The organism is Arthrobacter ginsengisoli (assembly GCF_031456935.1).
Taxonomy (GTDB): Bacteria; Actinomycetota; Actinomycetes; order Actinomycetales; family Micrococcaceae; genus Arthrobacter; species Arthrobacter ginsengisoli.
This window is the reverse complement of sequence record NZ_JAVDVQ010000009.1, coordinates 119707-142281: the sequence shown is the minus strand read 5'-3', so window position 1 is coordinate 142281 and position 22575 is coordinate 119707. Positions and strand designations below refer to the sequence as shown.

Sequence of the window (22575 nt, the reverse complement as noted above, 5' to 3'; positions counted from 1 at the left end):
AGATGCTGCGGCGCAGAGCCCAGAAAATCAGCTGTGTTCGCGGGCGAACCGCAGGATGGTGAGGATGGCCGGGGCGAGCTCGTCCTCCATCTGGTGGTACAGCTCGGGCCCGCGCCGGTAGGGGTCCACCACGTCGTTGTCGGCGGCGTCCGGGGCCAGCGCCAGGTGCCGCACGGACCCCGCCCGGGCGGGCAGTTCCCGCCAGAACGCGGGAACGTCGACGACGGCGGCCGGCGCGTCGCGCTGTTCCAGGACTTGCAGCATCCGGGCAAATTCGCGGATCGTGAAGGTCCGTTTCAGCAGCGAGGCGTCCAGCTGCATCACGGCGCCGCGGTGTTTGGCGGTCATCGCCAGCACCAGGTCGGACTCCCGGAGGATCCGGGGCGTCAGCTGCCTGGCCGCGAAGCCGTCCGGGGTCCCGCCGAAGGTCCTGATGATGTCCGCTGAGAGCGGCTGGATTGGATCGCCCACCATGGCGTGCGTACCGGCGCTGCGCACCTCGAAGGCGCCGGGCTGCACCTGGTCCAGGCCCGCCTGCAGCAGGCGCTCGGCCACCGGGGAGCGGCAGATGTTGCCGGTGCAGACCGTCAGGATCCGGACGGGTCGGGGCGTTTCCAAGGTTTTTCCAACTTCCATGAGCGAGGCTCGTGCCGCGGCGTGGTTTCCGAGTCTAGCCGCGACGGCGCATTCACACCTCCGCGGCGAGATAGGCCCGGTTTCTGTCGTTCTCGAAAATAAAGCATCTTGATATTGAAGATTCATGCTTTTCTGCGTACAGTCGTCAGAGGTCGCCGAATGCGCGGCACGAGGTCACCCCGATTGGGTAAGCCTCCGCCGGATTAGAACTTGGGGAAAAGATGTCGGAGATCAAGACCTTGGCTGCGCCGAAGGCCAGTTTCGACCGCCGTGCCGTTGTTAAGGGCGCCGCGTGGAGTGTGCCCGTTATCGCGGCAGCTATTGCCGCGCCGGCCGCTGCGGCGTCCGAGCTGAAGGCGACGGCTGCGTTCACTTCAGCGACGGGCAAAATTAAGTACCACTTGCGCGGTAGCGAAGGATCTCCGTCCAACAATAAGAATGGAAATGGCCCGACGGGCTTCTCCATCAAGAACTCGGTTACTGGCTCCATCACGGGCGCAATCTCCGGCACAATAATCATCACGCCTTCGACTGGGGGTCCGGACCTCAGCGTCTACACGCTCACCAGCGCGGGGCTGCCGATCGCTCTTTTTGCCGACAGTGACAACACCACAGGCTATCGGGCCTCCTTCTTGACCAATTCGACTACGATCGCCCCCAATGGGTCGTTGGCCTTCGCCATGGCCTTCAACTTCGCGGCGTCCACGCCCAACGGCACGGGCTCCATGACGATCCTCCTCAAGTTTCCCGGCGGACGCGTACTGACCCTTGGCCCCACAACTCTTTCCTTGGGCTAAGAGGGAATGCTTGCCCGCCGGCGCACCGCTTCGGACTGCATTCCAGAAGTGATCTAATGGCCATGAGCGAATTACTGGGGATTGAGTTGGGAGTGACATGTCTGCGCGTGTCTCGAAGCGGACGTACTTACTGGCGGGCGGAATAAATCCCCGAGCGCATGCCGGAATTGGTGAAATCAATTGATCGTCTCGAGCGATCTGGACGTCGATGTGTTGGGCACCAGCTTCGCTGTTTACTGGGGTCCAGGAGTTACCACGGCCCAGCGGCAGTCAATGTCGAAGGCCTGGAGCCGTTGCCTCGGCGATCGTCGCCCCATTGCACCGGAAGCGGAACCTGGCACATCAAGTCTGCCCTTTACGGCGTCGCTCTACTTTCACTCGAAGCTGCCCAATGAGGGTGTGAGGCACCTTGGCTCGGATACGTTTGAGGGCTTGGCCGAAGCCGTGACCTCGGAAGTGACTATCGCTGCCATCCTCGAACGTGCCGGGGAGCTGACAATGCTCCATGCTTGTGGCGTCGCCGATCTGGAAGGTTCCGTCGTTGCCCTGGTGGCAAAATCCGGTACCGGCAAGACCACGGCTTCGTCGCAGCTCGCCCGGAAGTTCGGCTATATAACCGACGAAACCGTCGCGATCCGCGCTGATGGGACCGTTGTGCCCTATCCGAAGCCGCTGTCCGTCAAGCAGGCAGCGCCCGGCGCAGCCAAACTGCAAGTAGGCCCGGACGAGTTGGGCCTGCTGGACGCGCCTGCGAATCCCTGTCTCAGGGCCATCGCTCTGCTCGATAGGGTTGTCGGCGGGGACTACCAGCTGCCCGTCATTGAGCCGGTCCCTATGGTGGAGGCCGTCCTTGCACTCGTTCCGGACACATCCTCTCAGGCCGCCGTGGTCCAGCCGCTTCAGTCCCTCTGCCAGCTGATCGACAGCGTGGGCGGAGTGTTTCGTGTCAGCTATTCAGAAGCGGCTGACCTGAAGGACAGCCTGACGCCGCTCTTCTCGACGGAGCCGGTCACCCCTGCGGAATCCAGCAGGGCATGGTCGCCCGCAATGGTGGAACCGAAAGCGACGCCTGCATCTGAACCAATCCCCGCCGGCTGGCTGCAGGCAGTCGCGGCCGTTGACGCAGTAGCGATCGGTGAGGACCTGCTGGTCCTGACGGAAGCCGAACTCACCAGGCTCAGCGGCATCGGGCCCTTCATCTGGCAGTCGGCGCAGCGTCCAGTCTCGATGCAGACTTTGGCGGACCGGATCGAGGCCGTTCATGGACTGCCTGACGGCTATGAAGCGCTGCTGGATGCGGCCGTTGACGGCCTCGTCGGCCGGGGATTACTCGTCCGTGGCTAACGCGGTTAAATTTCACACCAACGCGGTCACCGTACCGTACAGTAAATTTTCGTGTGGGTCGCTGGGGCCAGGCACGGGGGAGAGGACCTTAGCGTGAGTGGTTTTGAAACGGCCGATAACAATGGGCAGGCGTCGGCGGGACTTGCGCTGGAGGACTACCTGCGCATTGCGCGGGCGCGCTGGAAGGGCATTCTGGCGTTCACCCTCGCCCTGACCGTGCTCGCTTTCTGTTGGACCCTCTTGCAGCCGAAGATTTACGCCGCACAGTCCACCGGGATAGTGGTGGCGGGCGGCTCGGATGACCTCAGCCTTTCCCTCATGAGCGAAAACCTGGCCCAGACCAAGGCCACGAAGTACGAGTCTGTGGCAAAGTCCAGGTTGGTGGCCGAACGGGTCGTCGCCTCACTCGGACTCTCATCCTCACCCGACGCCCTACTGGGGTCCGTCTCTGTGGTTGTGCCGAAGGAAAGCGCCCAGATTGCCGTCACCGCCACGTCCACGGATCCCGCCACCGCCCAACGCGTCGCGGATGCCTGGGTGAAGGGGCTGGCCGAGCAGGTCAAGGAGATGGAAAGTCTCCCCGCCGTCGAGGGCTCGGATGTCGTCCCCGTTCCGGTCATCCGCGTGGTTCCGCTGGGCGAAGCCCCCCTGCCGACGGCGCCGACCTCCCCGAACGTCAAGCTCACCCTCGCGATCGGAGCGCTGGCCGGACTGGCCTTGGGAATCCTCTACGCCATGCTCCGCCACCACCTGGACCGCCGGCTCCGCAGTGCAACCGCGATCGAACGCCGGTTTGGGGTGCCCGTGCTGGGTACACTCCCGGTGGATCACCGCCTCGACGGGAAAAGCACCGTGCTGGACGACGGGTTCAGCCCGCTCGCGTCCGGCGAAAGCTCGCATGCCATCACCGAAGCCCTGCGGGAGCTGCGGACAAATCTCCAGTATGTCGACGTCGACAATCCCCCGCGGATCATTGTGGTGACCAGCTCCGTTCCGGCCGAGGGCAAGTCAACGGTGACCGCCAACCTGGCCGTCACCATGGCTGCCGCCGGCGAGAACGTCGTGGTCGTCGACGGCGATCTGCGCCGCCCCACCCTGGTTGACGTTTTCAACCTGATCCCCGGTGTCGGTGTCACCGATGTCCTGAGCGGCCATGCCGAGCTGGAGGACGTGCTGCAGGAATGGAGTGCGATGCCCAACCTGCGCGTGCTCGGATCCGGCCGGATCCCGCCGAACCCCAGCGAGCTGCTGGGTTCGCAGGCCATGAAAACCCTGCTCAAAGCACTTGCCCAGGAAGCCATCGTGCTGGTCGACGCGCCGCCCTTGCTCCCCGTCACGGATGCCGCGGTCCTCACTCGAATTGCCGACGGAGCAATCGTCGTCGTCCGGGCCGGGAGGACCACTGACGAGGAGCTGGGCAAGTCCCTTGGCAACCTTGGTCGGGTCAACGGCAAGGTCCTGGGCACGATCCTCAACCGCGTGCCCACCACCGGCGCGGGCTCGTACCGCTACTACACCGAATATCAGTCCCGCGAGCAGGAGCCGGTGCCTGTCCGCTAGCAATGAAAATATCCCCTCGAAGCCGGCCGCTTCGAGGGGATATTTCTTTCATAAGAGGAAGTCAGCCCACGCCGCCAACGCGGTTCAGCGGCCAAAATCTTCCCGCCACCTGCCCGACGACGGCCGAGGACTCAATCGTCCGGACACAGTCCACGACCTCATCCGTGTAGCTTCGGCAGTTGATGGCGGAATCCACCGAGTTGGACCGGTGGTCGCCCAGCACTACCAGTTCGCCCTCGGGGACCGTGAAGTCGGGAACGCACCGGAGCGAGCGGGCGCTGGATTGGCAGTCGAGGCTGCCTGCCACAAACGGCAGATCCTCGAAAAGGTAAGGCTCGTCCAAGGGCTGGCCGTCGATCCGCACTTTGCCGTCGTCTCCGCAGCAGCTGATGGTTTGGCCGCCGCTCGCAACCACCCGCTTGACCAGGAACCGCTCGTTGGACGGGCCGATCCCGGTCACGTCGCCGAAGGAACGGGCCAGCGAGGCAATCCCGCCGCTGCGCGGCACTGCCGATTCCGCCTGCCAGCTCTCCGGCCGGGTGAACACCACGATGTCCCCGGTGCCCGGCCCGGAACCAAGATAGGCCAGCCGGTTCACCAGGATTCTGTCGCCGCCGTCCGCTGACCCCTGCAGGGTCGGCTCCATCGACCCGGACGGGATGCGGTAGGCCTTCACCAGGAACCCCTGGACCAGGGACACGGCTACCAGGGCGATGAGCATGTTCAGGGCCACGGAGGCCCAGAGGGGGAGCTTCCTGCCCGCGCCGATATTCACGAGTTCAAGCTACCACCGGCGATCCGCGCCCCCGCGCCGCATCTCGTCCCGGTGCTTGACGCATCTCCCGCCTTCCGCATATCCTGAACGAACGGTCGGTAATTATTTATCGGAAATGCATAGGAGCAACCATGGCAGCGCAGACCCTGCAGTCAGTGCCCGGAGAGCCAACATCGGCACGGCACGAACAGAGCCTCGAAGATGCGGCCCGGCGTGACGCTGAAGGCCAGGCATACTTCGACAAAGTCATGGCGGATGACTCGCGGATCGAACCCCGCGACTGGATGCCCCCGGCATACCGCAAGACCCTGCTGCGCCAGATCTCGCAGCACGCGCACTCGGAGATCATCGGCATGCAGCCGGAAGCCAACTGGATCTCCCGCGCCCCCAGCCTCAAGCGCAAGGCCATCCTGATGGCCAAGGTCCAGGACGAGGCCGGCCACGGGCTGTACCTGTACTCCGCCGCCGAGACCCTCGGCCAGCCGCGCGACCAGATGATGCAGGACCTGATGGACGGCAAGGCCAAGTACTCCTCCATCTTCAACTACCCCGCCCGCACATGGGCGGACATGGGCGCCATCGGCTGGATGGTCGACGGCGCCGCTATCGCCAACCAGGTGCCGCTCTGCCGCGCCTCTTTCGGCCCGTACGGCCGCGCCATGGTCCGCGTCTGCAAGGAAGAATCCTTCCACCAGCGCCAGGGCTTCGAGATCCTGCTGGAACTCTCCCACGGCACCCCCGAGCAGAAGCAGATGGCCCAGGACGCGGTGAACCGCTGGTACGCCCCGGCCCTGATGATGTTCGGCCCGCCGGATGACGACTCGCCCAACTCCAAGCAGTCCATGGCCTGGAACATCAAGCGCTTCAGCAACGACGAACTGCGCAACCGCTTCGTCGGCATGATGATGGAGCAGGTCAAGGTCCTTGAGCTCACCCTCCCGGACAAGGACATCCGCTTCAACGAAGACACCAAAAAATGGGAGCACGGTCCGCTGGACTGGGACGAATTCCACGAAGTCCTCGCCGGCCGCGGCCCCTGCAACGCCCAGCGCCTGGAACGGCGCCGCGAGGCACACCACAACGGCACCTGGGTCCGCGAAGCCGCCGCCGCCTACGCGGAAAAGCAGAGCCGCAAGCAAGCAGAAAAGGAATCCGCAGCATGACAACCCCCGAACCGCACGCAGGAAACGTCTGGCCCATCTGGGAAGTGTTTGTCCGCTCCAGCCGCGGTCTCTCCCACGTCCACGCCGGCTCCCTGCACGCACCGGACGCCGCCATGGCCCTGCGCAACGCCCGTGACCTCTACACCCGCCGCAATGAGGGTGTGTCCATCTGGGTTGTCCCGGCTGACGCGATCGCCTCGAGCGATCCGGACGCGAAGGGCTCGTTCTTCGAGTCGCCCCAGGGCAAGGATTACCGGCATGCGACGTATTACACCAAGAGCGAGGGCGTGAAGCACCTGTGAGCACCTCACCCGAAACTGCGGCGGCTACGGCCCCCGCAGCAGAAACGTCCGGCCACGGGGACCTCTCCGTCGGCGTCAAGGCAGCCAGCGGCAGCGGCGAGGCCACGGCCAGCGCCACCCGCATCACGCCCGGCAACGCGCTCCGCCCGGAGGACATCGCCCTGGCCGTCAGCCACGGCACCGCGAAGCCGAGCGAGGACGTCGCCGAGTTCGCCCTGCGCCTGGGCGATGACGCCCTGGTTCTCGCCCAGCGCCTGGGCCACTGGATCTCCCGCGCCCCGGAGCTCGAGGAGGACATCGCCCTCGGCAACATCGCCTTGGACCAGCTGGGCCACGCCCGCTCCTTCCTGAGCTACGCCGGGGGACTCGACGGCCGGAGCGAGGATGACCTCGCCTACTTCCGCCGCGAGCCCGAATTCCGTTCAGTCGAGATCTTCGAACTCCCCAATGGCGACTTTGCCGTCACCATCGCCCGCCAGTTCGTGGTGAGCTACTACCAGTTCGAGCTCTACCGCCGCCTGGTGGAGTCCACCGACGCCACTCTGGCCGGGATCGCCGCCAAGGCCGTCAAGGAAGTGGACTACCACCGCGACCACAGCGCGCAGTGGGTGCTGCGGCTGGCCCAGGGCACGGACGAGTCCCGCGAGAAGATGGTCCACGGCTTCAAGGTCATCTGGCCCTACGTGGACGAACTGTTCCGCGACGACGAACTCACCGCCCGCCTTGCCGCGGCCGGTGCCGCCGTCGAGCCCTCCAGCCTGCGTGCCGACTTCGATCGGCTGACCGGCGAGGTCCTCGCCGCAGCCGAACTTGACGTTCCCAAGGTCGCGCCCGCGCCCGGCGGCGGACGCAGGGGACTGCACTCCGAACACCTCGGCTACCTCCTCGCCGAAATGCAGGTGCTCGCCCGCGAGTACCCCGGAGCAAGCTGGTAACCATGCCTGAGATGGACACCAAGACGGCCGAGCAGCAGGCCTGGGACATCGCGGCCACGGTCTGCGATCCGGAAATCCCGGTCCTCACGGTGGCGGACCTGGGCATTCTCCGGAACGTCCAGCTGTTCGACGACGGCGGGGACGTTCCCGCGGTCCAGGTCACCATCACGCCGACCTACTCCGGCTGCCCCGCGATGGACGCCATCCGTGACGACCTCACGGCCGCGTTCCAGAATGCCGGCTACCCCCAAGTCCGCGTGGAACTGGTGCTCTCCCCGGCCTGGACCACGGACTGGATGACCGAGTCCGGCAAGGCCAAGCTGCAGGAGTACGGCATCGCCCCGCCCTCCGGCCACTCGGCCGCCGTCCGGCACGCCGGTCCGGTCCGGCTGTCCCTCGCCGTCAAATGCCCGCAGTGTTCCTCGCTGAACACCAAGGAACTCACCCGCTTCGGTTCCACCTCCTGCAAGGCGCTGTACGTCTGCCAGGACTGCAAGGAACCGTTCGACTACTTCAAAGTTTTGTAAGGAACAGGTGCTCCCATGACTGTTGTCCGCCAGACTGCCGCTGAAACGGCTGCAGCCACCGGCCGCCGCCGCGCGTCCTTCCACCCGCTGGCCGTGGACGAGGTCCGCCGGCTCACCGATGACGCGATCGAGGTGACCTTCGGCGTTCCGGCCGAGCTCGCCGGCCAGTTCGATTACCTCCCCGGCCAGTACGTCGCGCTGCGCACCACCCTGCCCGATGAGACCGGCGAGCCGAAGGAAATCCGGCGCAGCTACTCGATCTGCGCCGAACCGCGGAGCTTCGCCGACGGCAGCAGCGAGATCCGGGTCGCGATCAAGAAGGACCTGGGCGGCCAGTTCTCCACCTGGGCGAACGCCGAGCTCAAGGCAGGAGACGTCCTGGACGTGATGAGCCCCATGGGCGCGTTCGTGTCCAAGCACGGCCGGGACGGCAAAGAGCAGAACCTGATGAACTCGATGAACCATCCGGAAGAGCTGGCGGGGGAGCCCGGCTCCTTCGTCGCGATCGCCGCCGGTTCCGGCATCACCCCGGTCATCGCGATCGCCCGTACGCTGCTCGCGGCGCACCCGGAAACCCGCTTCGACCTCGTCTATGCCAACAAAGCTGCCATGGACGTGATGTTCCTCGAGGAACTCGCCGACCTGAAGGACAAGTACCCGGCACGGCTGGCCCTGCACCATGTGCTCTCCCGCGAACAGCGGATCGCCCCGCTGCTCAGCGGCCGGATCGACGCGGAGAAGCTGCAGGCCCTGCTGGGGACCGCCATCCACGCCGACGACGTCGACGAGTGGTTCCTGTGCGGCCCGTTCGAGCTCGTCCAGCTGTGCCGGGACACCCTGGCTGAGCGTGGCGTCAACCCGGACCACATCCGCTTCGAGCTGTTCACCACCGGCAAGCCGGACCGCCCCGAGGGCAACGCCGGCCGTCCCGTGATTGTGGACGAGTCCCAGGCCACGTACAAGATCACCTTCAAGCTGGACGGCCTCCAGGGCGAAGTGGCCAGCCCCACTCACGCCCGCGAATCGATCCTGAACGCGGCCCTGCGGGTCCGCCCGGACGTACCGTTCGCGTGTGCCGGCGGCGTCTGCGGCACCTGCCGCGCCAAGGTGGTCACCGGTGCCGTCACCATGGACGAGAACTACGCGCTGGAGCAGGACGAACTGGACAAGGGCTACGTGCTCACCTGCCAGTCCCACCCCACGACGCCGGAAGTCACCGTCGACTTCGACGTCTAGCAGCCCAACCCCGCTTCCCGCCACGAATTCAGGAGCCCCATGATTTCCCTCTCCATCGCCGACGGCGTCGCCGAGATCGTCCTTGACGCCCCGCACAAGCTCAACTCGCTGGACGAGCAGGCCCTGAAGGATTTGTCCCAGGCGTACGACGACGCCGCTGCCGCCGCCGCACGCGGGGAGGTCCGGGCGCTGTTGCTTAGGGGGGAAGGCCGGGCGTTCTGTGCGGGACGGGACATCGCCGGCGTGACGCCGGAGACGGACGACGTCCAGGCGTACCTGGGCGGACTCCTGCAGCCGCTGCTGAAGAAGATGACCGCGTTCCCCGCCCCCACCTTCGCCGCGGCCCAGGGGGCCTGCCTGGGCGTGGGGCTGGGGCTGCTGCTGGCCACCGACGTGGTCTACGTGGCGGAGAACGCCAAATTCGGCTCCCCGTTCGCGAACCTCGGTGCCACCCTCGATTCGGGCGGCCACTGGTACTTCACCGAGCGCCTCGGCATGCACCGGACCCTGGACCTGATCTACACGGCCGAGCTCATGAGCGGCGCGGACGCCGTGGCCCATGGGATGTTCAGCCGGGCCATGCCCGCGGCCGAGCTGCTGGAGACCACGCGCGTCATCGTGGCCAAGGCAGCCACCGGCGCCACCAGCGCCTTCAATGCCAGCAAGGAACTCGTGGCGCACATCCGGGACCAGCGGCTCGGCCTCTGGGCGTCCATGGAAGAGGAGAACGCCGAGCAGGCCCGGCTCTGCAAGACCGAGGACTACGCGGAGGGATTCCTGGCCTTCCAGGAGAAACGGAAGCCGGTTTTCAAGGGCTAGCAGCGCCGCAATACCGACTAAGCGAGACCAAGTTGTCTCGGTACTCGTCTTTGGTGGAAGCCATTCTCATTTCGAGGAGGCGCTTGTAGGGTTCGGTTATGACTTTGGGGAAACCAGTAACTAAAGCTGTCATTCCTGCTGCCGGACTGGGAACGCGCTTCCTGCCCGCCACCAAGGCAATGCCGAAGGAAATGCTGCCAGTCGTGGATCAGCCGGCCATCCAGTACGTGGTCGAGGAAGCAGTCCGTGCCGGCCTGACCGATTTGCTGATGATTACCGGCCGGCAGAAGCGTGCGCTCGAGGACCACTTTGACCGTGAACCCAGCCTGGAAAGTGCACTGGAACTCAAGGGCGATTTTGAGAAACTGGATGCCGTCCAGCACGCGTCCGCCCTCGGGCCCCTCCACTACGTCCGCCAGGGCGACCCCAAAGGGCTGGGACACGCCGTGCTCTGCGCCCGCCAGCACGTGGGCAACGAGCCGTTCGCCGTCCTGCTGGGCGATGACCTGATCGACGAGCAGGACGAGCTTTTGAGCACCATGATCGACGTGCAGGCCCGTACGGGAGGCTCTGTCATCGCCCTGATCGAAGTGGACCCCGCCGAGATCAGCGCGTACGGCTGCGCCAACGTTTCAGCCGTTGACGGTGATGTCCATGTCCGCGTCAACCGGCTGGTGGAAAAACCCTCAATCGCCGACGCGCCCTCCAACCTGGCCGTGATCGGACGGTATGTGCTCCACCCGGCGGTCTTTGATGTTCTGGAGGAAACAGAGCCCGGCCGCGGCGGCGAAATCCAGCTCACCGACGCCCTGCAGACCCTGGCCACTTCGGACGGCGAGGGCGGTGGTGTGTATGGCGTGGTCTTCAAGGGCCGCCGCTATGACACCGGCGACAAGCTGAGCTACCTGAAAGCAGTCATCTCCATCGCCTCGGAACGGGTGGAATTCGGCGAGGAGCTCAAGACCTGGATGAAGACCTTCGTCAGCTGACCGTCGCGCCCGTCTGCGGGCGGAGAAAGAGCGTTGCCAATAGGAATCCCACGAGGCATCCTGCGGTGTTCGTGACAAGGTCCAGCGGGCTGGGGAAGCGGCTGTGAAGAAAGAGCAGCTGGCCGAACTCCATGACGCCAGAGACCAGCAACCCAAAGGCACCGATCTGCCACCACGGTTTCTGCGGGAAGGCCAGTGCCGCCAGGACGCCGAGGGGTACAAAGAGCGCCACATTGGCGGACGCTTCAACGAACCCGTAACCAATCCACCCCGGTACACCGAGGGTGTGGATGAAAAACAGGAAACCGGCAACCTGTCCCTGCACTGGCTGGTCCACCGGGCTGGGCCAAAAGCCAACCAGCGCCAGGACGGCCAGAAAGCCTGCCAGCACAATTCGCCAGACGCGTGGCGTGGACATGGCCCTCATGTGCTCCTTAGGAACCTCATAGCAAAGGGTGGTGGTCCCCGGTATCCCGGAGACCACCACCCTATTGGATGCTTGTTGGCTGGCGCTTAGGCCGCGACGTCAGCCTTGGCGCGGCGACGAACGACTACAACGGAGGTAATGCCGGCGGCAAGAGCACCTGCACCCACCAGCGACCAGATCATCAGGTTGGAATCAGCACCGGTGTCCGCAAGTCCGCCGGTCGTGCTGGAGGCTGCATTTACGGCGGCACCCTGCACCGTGATGCTCGAGCTGGCGGTAACTCCGGACTCCAAACCGGTTGCGGTGAGGGTGTAAACGCCGGTCTCGCTGATCGTGACCGGGAATGAGAAGGCGCCACTGGTATCTGCGCTGGTGGACAACTCCTGCGGTGCCAGCGGCAGAGTGATCTTGGCGGAAACGCTCATGCCACGGCCGTTGACGCTGGCGCCGTTCGATGACGGCCTGCCGCCGGGTGTGACCTTGATGATGAGTCCTTCGCCGGCCTTGAAGCCATTGCCGCGGAAGACGAACCGCTCGCCCGGGCCCACGGTGCCATCAGAAACGGCGGAGTTGGCGGGCGGAGCCGGGTACCTGTTGTTGGTTGCCATGGCCGGAACTGCGCCGATTAGTGCGATGGAGCCCGCGAGTGTGATCGCTGCAAGTGTTTTCTTCATGTGTCCCCCTGAGACCGTATATACGAGTGTCACGCGATTGTGGAGATTTCCGGGTCCCCCGAGTGGCAGCAGGTTGAAATCTCATTTGATAAGCCCATGCAGACACTAGCACTCAAAACGCGTGTGACCAAAGTGAATCAAGTTGCTTTACGAACCGTTTGCTGAGGGTTTACTTTCACTAATCGCATGCTGCATTCGCGGTGGGAAGTACTACATCTTTGACAGGCTGGACAGTGGGTGTGACAACCAGGTTAGGTTCGCCGTGCTGAACAATTTTGCCGAAGGTCAGCTCTACGGTGCTGCTCTGGCCCGGTGCAAGGGTGACGGTTACTGTTCCCACGGGTCTATTGGCGTGGTGATGGGCGGCGAAGTCCGTCTTCCTGCCGTCCACCGAGGCTGTTTCCACGTTGGCCTGCGCCGGGCCGTAAGCAATTACGTTTGTTTGGACAGAGCCGGCTGCCACCCCGAATGCGCCACCGGCGGTGACATAGGAAGGTAAGGAAGTCGCAGCGTCTACCGGAGCCGTGTTAGTGCTCGTGACACGCACCTTGACCTGTCCGTACTCAGTGCCGGTGCATTCCTCGACGAGCTGAACTGTCCGCCGGACGTAATAGTCCATTTTGGCGCCAGTGCCGTCGTTGAAATAGGCTCCGAACTGGGCTGGCGCCACGCTCTCCCCGCTAATTGCCCCGCCAACGCCATATTTGCTGATTACATTTTGTTCGATCGGGTGTGCCGACCAAAGCAGAATCCGCCGACCATCGACGCCTTTACCTATCCCGTCAAAAAGGGCCTTGCGTTCACCTGAACCGCTGGCCAGTGAGGAGAACACCTCCTTGGCAACAGCAGCGAAGTAGGCGTCCTGATTGGATGTGTCGGGAATCTTCGCATAAACATCAGACATTAGTGTCTGCACAACGTTGCGGCCGGATAGCTCTGTCGGCATTTCGGGGGAGAAGCCCATGACGGTTTTGTCGTGAAGCGTCACCGGGCCGGTGCTATCCAAGATGAACCCCAGTGCGACGGGGTCCACAGATATGACACCATCCAGGGTGTCGCCCGTCTTCTCGCGCCAGATTTTGAGCGCGGTGCCAGCCGCAGTCGGAAAATCGGGCGTAAGGTTTACGTCCTGCATGAACCGGCCCATTCGCGTCGAATAGATACTTTCCTGCTCCTTGTCGACTGGCACAGATTCGCTCATACGGCCCAGAGCGTTCGCCGTAGTCTGATGATCCAGTTTCATTTTGCCTTGTTCTAGTGTGATGACAGCCAGTGCGGTTGGGATGCCACCGGATGCTCTCACCTCAGCATTATTCTGGATGAGCAGCAAGTAACGGCGCGGCTGGTCCGAGCCCATCATGACGGGGGCGAGCTCGGCCGCGTTTCCTGCCGCCCACAATGTTCCGCTCGCTGCCCGTAGTTGCGAACGGACGCGGACCAAGGGTTCCGAGACCTGGGGAATCAGCCCTTCGGTCTCGATCGATTCAAGCCGCGAGGCCGAAGCACTGACGGCATGGGCAGCCGAAACAACTTGGGGGGCAGCTTCCTTCAGCGGACCCAGATCCGTGCCCGCGTTGGTCGGCAGTAAGCCCGACCAGTCCAACGACTCGAATACTTCTACTAAAGGCCCCACGCCCAGAGTCACGACATCATCGGCCGATCGCGCGACCTCACTCGTTGCTGAGAAGCTGCGGCCAATCCAAGGAATAGCCGAAGCGAGTGTCCAGGCGGGATCGGCCGCGGCATTCCGGGCAGCCTCGGTCCGCGTTTTGAGTTTCCTGACACCTTCTGCGGCCTCGTGTGATTGATTATTCAGTACAGCTTCCTGAATTTCCGGCAGTAGACGGAGACCAGCCTCCAGCTCTTCCTTGATGACCGAGGCTCTTGAATCAATCCAAAAGAGAAGGCACACCAGCGTTACCGACGCCACCGCGAGGGTGGCGGATACTCTGAAGAATCGGCGGTGCCTTCGGGGAGCGTCCTGCCGAGCGGCGGAATTCTGTTCGCGCTGTTTTCGCTGGATGTTTCTGTGGTCATTCATGTCTGACGGGACCCCTCTGCGATTGTGGATCGATTAGCTACGTGCCAAGAGTCAGTAGGCACCGGTACGCCGGAAAACAGCCCGAATTGTTCGCAGGAGAACCAGAAAGTCGCCAGCCAATGACCAGTTCTCCACGTAATACAGATCCAGACGGACGGAATCTTCCCATGAGAGGAGCGACCGGCCACTTACTTGCCACAGCCCAGTCAGGCCAGGACGCACCAAGAGCCGACGATGTACATGGGCTTCGTATTTTTCGACTTCGGAGGGAAGAGGCGGTCGCGGTCCAACTAAGCTCATGGAGCCATTCAGCACGTTCAACAACTGAGGCAGTTCATCCAAGCTATAGCGTCGTATGAAGCGTCCGACACGCGTTACGCGGGGGTCGTTTTGCATCTTGAATAGGATTCCGTTGCCCTGATTCCTGGCACGTAGATCTCCTAAACGACTCTCCGCATCTACAACCATCGAGCGGAATTTGAGCATTTTAAACTTAGCGCCATGTGCCCCTACACGGTCCTGTTTGAACAGGGCAGGCCCGGGACTGTCGGTGCGCACCACCAACGCGAGGACCAGAAGGACAGGGGCCAACATGATGAGCAGCGCCGCCGCGCCTGCAAGATCAAAAACACGTTTTACGAAACGTTGACGAGGCGCAAGATTTGGGGTGGAAACATGGATAAGCGGCAGGCCGGCGACGGGCTGGGTGTGAATCCGCGGTCCTGCCACGTCCGTCAAAGCTGGCGCCATGATCATCCGAACATCCAGATCTGCAAGCGCCCAGCCCAACGCTCGGATAGTCTGCGGTGGCAATTGCACGCCGCCCGAAAGCGCTACTGCGTCTGGCCTGAACGCTTCTATTGTCCGAGCAATACTCTCGGCATCTGTGCTACGACCCAAGTTCGTCAGGCCCAGATCTGAGGACACCGTCGTTCCGGCCGCGGTTCCTGGCAAGTAGGTAGCGACAGGCAAGTAACCTGCCATGGGGTGAAGGGTCAACGACCTAGCGAGGTGCTCGGCACTACTCGCCCCACCAATTATAAGGACGCGCGCCGAACTTCTCCCAAGTCGTCGCTCAACTTGCAGTAGCTGGCGAACCAGGAAGCGAGCCAGGATGAGACTGAGAAGGCCGGCAGGCAGCGCTATGCCGACATACCCTCGAGCGGTTTCGAATTGGAAAGTGTAGGAAACTATGGCTATCAGTCCAAAGAACCATACGGATGCACCAACGACGCGTTTGTACTCTTCATGGCCATACCCGAGGATCCTCGAATCTCGGCTTCCCCAGACCGACAGCATAAGCCACCAGCTCGCCGCGAGAATCACGGCCACAAACAGGTCTGGAACTCCGGCCTTACTAATTACACTTTCGCTTTGAACAGTTCCGAATCTAACAATCAAGGCCCCTGCAGTCGCCCAAAGTACAACGAAAGCATCGACCGCAGCAATGCGCTTCTCGTAGTGGGCGCGCCAATTGAACTGCTCGATATCAGCCATGCTTCTAGTCCCCAACGGTTTTCAATTTAGAGAATTCTGAACGGTAGTCTGTCAGGCTCGGCTATCGCCGCGGACAAACGCCCTGCCGCGAGCCACAGTTGAGCTCATAGCCTCGCTCTGGCTTCTGGCGGGCTCTTCCATGCGCGAGGCGCTGATCGGAGGACGCGAAAGAGGCCTCTGAGAAGAGTCGTAGGAATAGTAACTGTAGGCGTAGGCGTCGGGACCCTTGGACGGCAAAAGGTTCAGGACAAGCCCCAGGAGGTCGGCCTCGACCATTTCCAAGGCCTCCAAGGATTTCTTCAGCTCGGGAGTTCTAACACGTGTCGCGCCCACCACGAGAACGACACCCCCGACTTGTTGGGCTAGCACTGCAGCATCAGTAACGGGCAAAAGTGGTGGAGCGTCGATGATGACTGCGTCAAATGCGGCTTCGAGTCGAACGATTAGGTCTTTCATCGCCTCGGACCCCAAGAGCTCACTCGGGTTGGGGGGCACTTGCCCGGAAGTGAGGACATAGAGGTTGTCTTCTCCCCAAGGCTGAAGAAGGTCGTTCACATCCGCTTCCCCAATGAGCGCCGTCGTCAGACCGGCTGTGCTGTCGAGGCCCAAGTAATCGCAAATACGAGGACGCCGGAGGTCCGCATCGATCAAGACCACAGTCTGGCCGGACTGAGCCATTGCAATGGCTAGATTGGTTGCCGTGGTGCTCTTTCCCTCTCCCGGAAGGGATGAAGTGACCAAGACGGCTTTCGAGCCATGGCTAACATGAGCGAACTGCAGGTTGGTGCGGATCTGACGGAACGACTCGGCCCGAGGGCTCTGAGCGGGGGCTTGCGTTAGCAGGGGCTTTTTGGTTGCGTCCGAATCGAATGAGATGCCGCCAAGGATCGGCTTGTCGGTCACTCGAAGCAGGTCCGCCTCCCCCCGGATCTTGGTATCCATGACAGTCTTAAGAACTGCGAGTCCGAGGCCAATCAAAAGTCCGCTCGCAAGCCCAAGCGCGAGGTTCAGGCGTGTATTGGGCGCTGACGGGGAAACTGGCGCGCTGGCTGGAGTGATTACAGACAACCGCACGGGGGACTTGCCACCCTCGGCTGGACTCTCGATTGCTTCGATGGCGTCAATCAAACTGCTTCCGACGGCCTGGGCAATTGCCGCAGCCTGGACTGGTGATGGATCCGCGGCCGAAATGGAGATAATGACCGTCTTCGAGTCCGACGAAGCGCTCACGTTCTTGCCGAGTTCGGCCGCCGAAACGTGCAAACCGAGCCTATCAATTACGGGTTGTAGGACCGACGGGGAGCCCACTGTTTCAACGTATGACTGGACTCGTGCCTGACTAAACGTGTTGCCCTGCTGAAGCTCGGAGACAGAGCCAGAGCTTTGAATGGCGACGAACAGCTGCGTCTTCGCGGTGTAAGTCGGTCTTATAGCCATCGAAGCTGCCCCGGCCACAGCCAGGCCGAGCATGGAAAACGCCGCAATCATTACCCAATGCCGCCGCAAGACGCGCAAATAGTCGCTTAGCTCCAAGATTGAGACCCCTCTGAACGCTTTTTCCATGCCCAACACAAGTTCCCAAGTGTATATGGTTGGCATCCGTCACCGTTCACACCGGGAACTCGTTCCGTCGTTCAGGTGTGCTCTGGGAAGTGAAGGCCGGCGCGTGTTGCGGAGTCATGAGAAAGGATTCTGCCGAAAACGAGAAAGGCGTAGTCAAACCATGTGTTCCCAACAACCTGTGCGGAAATTGAGGGAGCACCTTGCGCGGGCGACAGCCGGATCGGAGCACTTTTGGAGGACGCTCGGACCGCGGATCCTGAGTCGTTTCGTTCCGACTCAGAACCCGGCAAGACCCAAGATTTTACCGAGTGGCCTGGATCACGGGGCTCAATTCGTAAGCAAGCCAATCTGGTAGCATTTCGCGGTGTCCTCCAAGCGCACTTCGTTTCGTGCCCTTCCTCAAATCTATGCCGCAAAGGACGTCGGGCCCTGCCCATAAGGAATCGACAGCCCAACAGGAGCCTGGATGGGGAACATACAAGATGTGCGGGGGCACACGCCTGGGTTGGTGCCTTCGCCTCCAGATCGCATACTCAGCGCAGGACTATCGAGAATGGAAGCGCAATGTTGGGTAGAATCCGTGAAGCTGTTGCTCACAGCAGCCCTGCTGTCAGGGAGATTTTCGGCCTCGCATCATACTGGCTGCCGCCCCAGATTAGGCTTGGCTCAGAGTTCTTCACCGCCTCCGAAGGAATAAAAAGGAGTCGCGAGGACAAGGCCTGGGCCGAACAAGAACAGCGTGCCTTGCTCCGGCAGGTTATTGAGAAGGCTCTGAAGACTGGATACTACTCCCGCCACCAAGGCTATGTGTATTCGAATAATGAAGATGTTTATGAGCTGATCTCTAGCTTCCCGATACTGAGTCGCGAGGAATTGACGACTAATAGGGATCTCATGCTCGCGTCCCCTCGGGCTAAAGTCGATCTCGTCTCAACTAGCGGCTCGTCTGGCAAGCCTGCAGTCTTTTATCTGGACAAGATTCGGGGCGCTGGAGAGTGGGCCTATGTCTGTGATGCTTGGCGTCGTTCTGGCTACCGGCCAGAAGACTGGCGTGCCGTACTTCGCGGGCAGAAATTAGGGGCAGCCGGACGGCGGCATCTCGTGTCCCGGTCCACACGGGAACTTTTTCTGTCGCCGTTCGGTCTTGATTCCGCATCGGTTCAGGAGTATTGGCGCCTTATTAGCGCGCGGGGCATTGAATATATACACGGGTATCCTTCATCGCTTACCGCTGTTGCAAAAGCCGCCCAAACTCTAGACCCGTTGAAGCATCGTCAGCGCATAAAGGGCATTTTTCCTGTGTCTGAGCGCGTGACAAAGGACCAGGCCGAAGTCTTGGCAGAAGCTTTTCCACAGGCTGTAATTCTTCCGTTCTACGGACTGAGTGAACGTGTGGCCTTTGCGGAATATGATCCCACGACCGGGAACTATACGTTTTCCCCTCTTTACGGATATGTAGAGGTAGTCGATGAGACCGGGGCGCCTGTGGATATCGGAGACGAAGGAAGGCTGGTCGCGACTGGCCTGAGACTTACGGGGATGCCGATTCTCAGGTACGACACCGGGGATGTTGCCACATTGGCCGGTTATGCGGGACGGGGTGCGCCCATAGTGAATGGGCTCAAAGCGCGTCGTATTCAAGAACACCTCTTTACGGGCTCAGGTGCCGCGATTTCCACATCTGCGTTGAACCTTCATTCGGACGCCTATGTGAGAGTTCTTGCGTTTCGTTTTGTTCAGCGGACATACGGTTTGGTCGATATTTTGATTGTTTTGAATGATAATGGCAGTCAGGCCGACGCCCAAAGCTTTGCATCGGAAATGCAGCAAAACTGTGCTGGTCGCATATTATTCAACGCGGTTGTAGTAGACAATCTACCTGACACTACAAACGGGAAACAGCAACTTGTTGAAATGCGGATCTCGGCGAATCCTGAGCGATCCTGAATGTCTAAGGTTATCGTGATAGGTCCGCCGCCGGGATCTCCCGGAGGTATAGGGGTGATGATGCAACATCTCAAGTCCACTCTGGGTCCGGATGATTTGTATACATTCCTAGACAGCGGAACAACTGATCGTCGGTTGCGCTCTTTTCTAAGGGTGTTGGGCGTTGTTTTGACATACCGAGACAAGAACTCGATCTTCCATATCAATATCGCGTCCAGAGGCAGCACCTACCGCAAAGCGGTTATAGCGCTTATTCTTTCAGTTACAAAAAAGACGTATGTTCTGCATTTGCACGGTGCCGCCTACCGGGAGTTCTATCGGGACAGCAACCCAGTCGTTAAACTCCTCATTCGAACGATCTTCGGGCGGGCATCTCGGGTGCTTGTGTTGGGCAACGCATGGCGCAGTTTCGTCACACAGGGTCTGCGCGTCCCTGCCGCGCGTGTTGGTATTCTGCCGAACGCTGTGCCGGGACCGAACCGAGTACCGGACCGTTCTGTCTCCCCAGTCTCGATGCTATTTCTCGGCCGATCGGGAGTGCGTAAGGGAACACGCGAGATCCTCAAAGCCATTGAAGAACTGCACACAACGAGCTCTTGGAGGATGCGAGTGGCAGGAGATACTGAAAATGCCGCGACGCGTGATGAACTTGAAGCTGCAACCTCTGTGGAATACTCGGGCTGGTTGGGCCAAGAGGCGTTGTCAGGTCTACTCGGCGAAGCTTCCATTTTCGTTCTTCCGTCTCACGCTGAGGGCTTACCTCTCGCACTACTGGATGCGATGGCCTGGGGTCTAGCCCCGATTGTGACAAACGTTGGCTCAATTTCCGATGCTGTCGTGGACGGCACTAACGGATGTTTCGTGGAAGTGAGGGACCCGAAGGGGCTGAAAGACGCCATGCAATCGCTGATTGACAACGCGCCGTTGAGGTTGCGCCTCGGGCAGAATGCGCGAGCAACATGGGAGCAAGAGTTCAACGTGGCCAAGTACCGGAAACGCCTCGAGGCTGAGTATGCCACGCTGCTGGCGGAAGAAAGAAGTTCAGATGGTTGATTATCAAGAAGTCCAAACAGCGCTCTTGGCAGCCGAAAAATTCGCCACAACTAGAAATTACGTGGGTCCGGATCCATACGATGGGCTTTCTTCCCCGCTCGCTGCACTTCTACCTGGACGCATTCCGAGGCAGGCCTGGGTGCAACTCATAAAGCGGTCGAACGTCAAAGCACGCGAGGTCTTGGGAGTTCGCCCGCTTCGAATGGCCAAGGCAACGGCTCTGTTCGCTGAAGGCTACTGGCTGATCGGCCGGCAAGCCGAGGCAAAAGCCCTCGGAGACTACCTACTTGCGAGTCAGAATGGTGGGCCTTGGGGGTACGAATTTGATGTTCAGACGAGATGGGCTTACTACAAGGCTGGAACTCCTAACGTTATCGCGACAGCCTTCGTGGTCAGAGCGCTGGCTCGCCAAGGGCGTCTGCACGAAGTTAATCCGCAGACTCTGGAATGGCTATATTCCCTCATCGACCCGAGGGGTTACTTCCATTACACCAACGCTTCGAATGCCCTTATCCATAACGGGAACCTATTGGCGGCAGAGACAGTTGCGCAGCTGGGCGGAGACCTGCGGACCGTGGACAAGGCAGTTGGCATCACGCTTAGCCATCAAAATGCAGATGGATCCTGGCCGTACGGGGAGGGCGGCAACCTATCTTGGGTTGACAACTTCCACACGGTTTACGTTCTGGAGTCGCTAAAAAAGCTGCAGCAACTTGAGATCGAATCGGAGGAAGCATTATCGCGTGGAGTGCGGTATTGGGAAGAAAAATTGTTTACCGAAAAAAGCCTTCCCCTCTATTTCGCAACTGACACCACGGCGAGTACGGACGTACACAACATAGCTACGATTGTGGGCGGGCTATCCACGCTCGGGATTGGACAATCTCAACCGGCAATCGACCATCCCGCTGTAAAGCTTCTTCTGGATCATCAAGGCTCCGACGGTGGTTTTAGAGACCGGGAGAACAGCGTTCCATTCATGAGATGGAACCAAGCACATGCGTTTAGTGCTCTTTCAAAACTAGTTGCTACATCGGACAAGGTCTAGATGACTACAAAAATTGACTTCTTGGGCATTCAGATTGACTCGCTAACAATGGACGAGTCAGTGGATAAGGCAATGGCGTTGATTGAAGACGGCGGCGTCCATCAGCACGTGGTTGTGAACGCGGCCAAAGTGGTGGCCGCAATTCAAGATGCGTCATTGGGCAAGACAATTTCTGATTGTGCAATGGTGAATGCTGATGGACAATCCGTCGTCTGGGCTAGCCGCATGCTGGGTAAAGGGCTCCCCGAAAGGGTGGCTGGAGTAGACTTCATGGACCGCCTGTTGACTGCCGCAGCTGCTCGATCGCATTCTGTTTACCTATTGGGAGCCTCAGCAGACGTTGTTTCAAAGGTTGCCAGCTTAGTTAGAGCCAGGGGCGTTACGGTTGCTGGCTTCAATGACGGCTTTTGGCGCAAGCACATGAGTGACGACGAGATGGCCGCAAGCATACGCGCCACTAATCCGGATCTGGTATTCGTCGCACTGCCATCACCCTTCAAGGAGAATTTTCTTCGAGACAACCTGGACGCTATGAACGCGCGACTGTGTGTGGGTGTTGGGGGGACTTTCGACGTGATGGCGGGAGTAACCACAAGGGCGCCAAAATGGATGCAGAAGATGGGCCTGGAGTGGTTACACCGGTTGGCTCAAGAGCCGAAACGAATGTTCATGCGGTATTTGGTAGGAAATTCTAAGTTCATATATTACGTCGGTAGGGGTTACTGGCGAAAGATCAAGGAGAACTCCTGAATGTCCCTTGTTTTCTATCGTGTTGGACACTTTTTTCATCGCATGGGTGTCCCACTTCTGCCAAGAGTATTTACTTTGATGGGCCGGATTGTCTTTGGGGCCTACATTCCGTCTGAATGCCAAATTGGGAAACGCTGCAAGATTGCGTACGGGGGATCTGGATTAGTGATCCATCCCAAAACCATCATCGGTGATGATTGCTTGATATCGCCTGGTGTAGTGATTGGTGGACGAGCCGGAAGTCCCGTCTTGCCGAGGATCGGTAATAACGTGGCGATCTATCCCGGCGCAGCTGTTCTGGGTGATCTTACGATAGGGGATAAGGCCATAATCGGCGCAAATGCTGTGGTAATCGAGAATGTGCCGCCTGGTGGGCGCGTCGTCGCACCCAAATCTCGTCTCCTAGAGTCACCGGCTGAAGTATGAGAAGCACATTCGAAAGGTACGCGCCGGCGTGAGCACTCGGCGGCGACCAAGGAAGCAAAAACTGGC

The 22575-nt window shown here is 60.9% G+C and carries 22 protein-coding genes; 15 read left to right on the top strand and 7 right to left on the bottom strand.

The features are described 5' to 3' along the window. Window positions 1-27 precede the first annotated feature (27 nt). The gene (locus J2X01_RS12360; protein ID WP_310057515.1) at window positions 28-618 is read right to left on the bottom strand and encodes an arsenate reductase/protein-tyrosine-phosphatase family protein; all 591 of its coding nucleotides are present in this window, start codon (window positions 616-618) and stop codon (window positions 28-30) included. 239 nt (window positions 619-857) lie between these two features. Between J2X01_RS12360 and J2X01_RS12355 the strand changes: the two genes are divergently transcribed. The 3 genes from J2X01_RS12355 to J2X01_RS12345 all read left to right on the top strand — a co-directional run bounded on the left by J2X01_RS12355 (window position 858) and on the right by J2X01_RS12345 (window position 4337). Further along, window positions 858-1433, top strand: a complete 576-nt coding sequence (locus J2X01_RS12355; protein ID WP_310057512.1) for a hypothetical protein — start codon at window positions 858-860, stop codon at window positions 1431-1433. A gap of 456 nt (window positions 1434-1889) precedes the next feature. Continuing rightward, window positions 1890-2777, top strand: a complete 888-nt coding sequence (locus J2X01_RS12350) for a hypothetical protein (RefSeq protein ID WP_310057509.1) — start codon at window positions 1890-1892, stop codon at window positions 2775-2777. Window positions 2778-2870: 93 nt separating this feature from the next. Then, a complete protein-coding gene (locus J2X01_RS12345) occupies window positions 2871-4337 on the top strand; it encodes a tyrosine-protein kinase domain-containing protein (RefSeq protein ID WP_310057506.1) in 1467 nt (488 codons plus the stop codon). A 61-nt stretch (window positions 4338-4398) separates the two neighbouring features. Here the strand turns inward: J2X01_RS12345 and lepB are convergent, their stop codons facing one another. After that, window positions 4399-5112: a signal peptidase I gene (lepB, locus tag J2X01_RS12340; protein ID WP_310057503.1), complete on the bottom strand. Its 714-nt coding sequence runs from the start codon at window positions 5110-5112 to the stop codon at window positions 4399-4401. A 131-nt stretch (window positions 5113-5243) separates the two neighbouring features. On the opposite strand from lepB, the gene paaA reads away from it, so the two are divergent. The 7 genes from paaA to galU all read left to right on the top strand — a co-directional run bounded on the left by paaA (window position 5244) and on the right by galU (window position 11083). After that, window positions 5244-6275, top strand: coding sequence for a 1,2-phenylacetyl-CoA epoxidase subunit PaaA (gene paaA / locus J2X01_RS12335; protein WP_310057501.1), 1032 nt, complete (start codon window positions 5244-5246; stop codon window positions 6273-6275). After that, window positions 6272-6577: a 1,2-phenylacetyl-CoA epoxidase subunit PaaB gene (gene paaB / locus J2X01_RS12330; RefSeq protein ID WP_024367847.1), complete on the top strand. Its 306-nt coding sequence runs from the start codon at window positions 6272-6274 to the stop codon at window positions 6575-6577. Before paaA ends, paaB begins: the two co-directional genes overlap by 4 nt. Beyond that, entirely contained in the window at window positions 6574-7512 is a 939-nt protein-coding gene (paaC, locus tag J2X01_RS12325) for a 1,2-phenylacetyl-CoA epoxidase subunit PaaC (RefSeq protein WP_310057498.1), read from the top strand. The genes paaB and paaC overlap by 4 nt, the downstream gene beginning before the upstream one ends. 2 nt (window positions 7513-7514) lie before the next feature. After that, entirely contained in the window at window positions 7515-8039 is a 525-nt protein-coding gene (paaD, locus tag J2X01_RS12320; protein ID WP_310057495.1) for a 1,2-phenylacetyl-CoA epoxidase subunit PaaD, read from the top strand. A 15-nt stretch (window positions 8040-8054) separates the two neighbouring features. Beyond that, window positions 8055-9275 (top strand): 1,2-phenylacetyl-CoA epoxidase subunit PaaE, encoded by a 1221-nt coding sequence (gene paaE, locus J2X01_RS12315; RefSeq protein WP_310057492.1) that lies wholly within the window; start codon window positions 8055-8057, stop codon window positions 9273-9275. A gap of 39 nt (window positions 9276-9314) precedes the next feature. Continuing rightward, window positions 9315-10094, top strand: a complete 780-nt coding sequence (locus J2X01_RS12310; protein WP_310057489.1) for an enoyl-CoA hydratase/isomerase family protein — start codon at window positions 9315-9317, stop codon at window positions 10092-10094. A gap of 98 nt (window positions 10095-10192) precedes the next feature. Further along, window positions 10193-11083 (top strand): UTP--glucose-1-phosphate uridylyltransferase GalU, encoded by an 891-nt coding sequence (gene galU / locus J2X01_RS12305; protein WP_310057487.1) that lies wholly within the window; start codon window positions 10193-10195, stop codon window positions 11081-11083. On the opposite strand, the gene J2X01_RS12300 is transcribed toward galU, so the two are convergent. From J2X01_RS12300 to J2X01_RS12280, 5 genes are all read right to left on the bottom strand, one after another. Then, window positions 11076-11501, bottom strand: a complete 426-nt coding sequence (locus J2X01_RS12300) for a VanZ family protein (RefSeq protein WP_310057485.1) — start codon at window positions 11499-11501, stop codon at window positions 11076-11078. The genes galU and J2X01_RS12300 overlap by 8 nt on opposite strands. A 95-nt stretch (window positions 11502-11596) precedes the next feature. Continuing rightward, window positions 11597-12184: an LPXTG cell wall anchor domain-containing protein gene (locus J2X01_RS12295; RefSeq protein ID WP_310057482.1), complete on the bottom strand. Its 588-nt coding sequence runs from the start codon at window positions 12182-12184 to the stop codon at window positions 11597-11599. Between the two features lie 178 nt (window positions 12185-12362). Beyond that, entirely contained in the window at window positions 12363-14114 is a 1752-nt protein-coding gene (locus J2X01_RS12290) for a DUF4012 domain-containing protein (protein WP_310057480.1), read from the bottom strand. A 162-nt stretch (window positions 14115-14276) separates the two neighbouring features. Continuing rightward, window positions 14277-15722 carry a sugar transferase gene (locus J2X01_RS12285; RefSeq protein WP_310057476.1) on the bottom strand — a complete coding sequence of 482 codons (1446 nt, stop codon included), beginning with the start codon at window positions 15720-15722 and terminating at the stop codon, window positions 14277-14279. 51 nt (window positions 15723-15773) lie between these two features. Next, window positions 15774-17321: a tyrosine-protein kinase domain-containing protein gene (locus J2X01_RS12280; protein ID WP_445344437.1), complete on the bottom strand. Its 1548-nt coding sequence runs from the start codon at window positions 17319-17321 to the stop codon at window positions 15774-15776. 528 nt (window positions 17322-17849) lie between these two features. Here J2X01_RS12280 and J2X01_RS12275 point away from each other — a divergent pair. The 5 genes from J2X01_RS12275 to J2X01_RS12255 are packed head-to-tail and all read left to right on the top strand — an operon-like array spanning window position 17850 to window position 22509. Beyond that, complete coding sequence (locus J2X01_RS12275) at window positions 17850-19232, top strand: phenylacetate--CoA ligase family protein (protein WP_310057474.1); 1383 nt, start codon at window positions 17850-17852, stop codon at window positions 19230-19232. After that, window positions 19233-20285, top strand: a complete 1053-nt coding sequence (locus J2X01_RS12270) for a glycosyltransferase family 4 protein (RefSeq protein WP_310057471.1) — start codon at window positions 19233-19235, stop codon at window positions 20283-20285. It begins immediately after the preceding gene. Beyond that, window positions 20278-21333: a prenyltransferase/squalene oxidase repeat-containing protein gene (locus J2X01_RS12265; RefSeq protein ID WP_310057469.1), complete on the top strand. Its 1056-nt coding sequence runs from the start codon at window positions 20278-20280 to the stop codon at window positions 21331-21333. The genes J2X01_RS12270 and J2X01_RS12265 overlap by 8 nt, the downstream gene beginning before the upstream one ends. Next, window positions 21334-22083, top strand: coding sequence for a WecB/TagA/CpsF family glycosyltransferase (locus tag J2X01_RS12260; protein ID WP_310057466.1), 750 nt, complete (start codon window positions 21334-21336; stop codon window positions 22081-22083). It begins immediately after the preceding gene. Further along, entirely contained in the window at window positions 22084-22509 is a 426-nt protein-coding gene (locus J2X01_RS12255) for a serine O-acetyltransferase (protein WP_310057464.1), read from the top strand. Window positions 22510-22575: the final 66 nt, after the last annotated feature.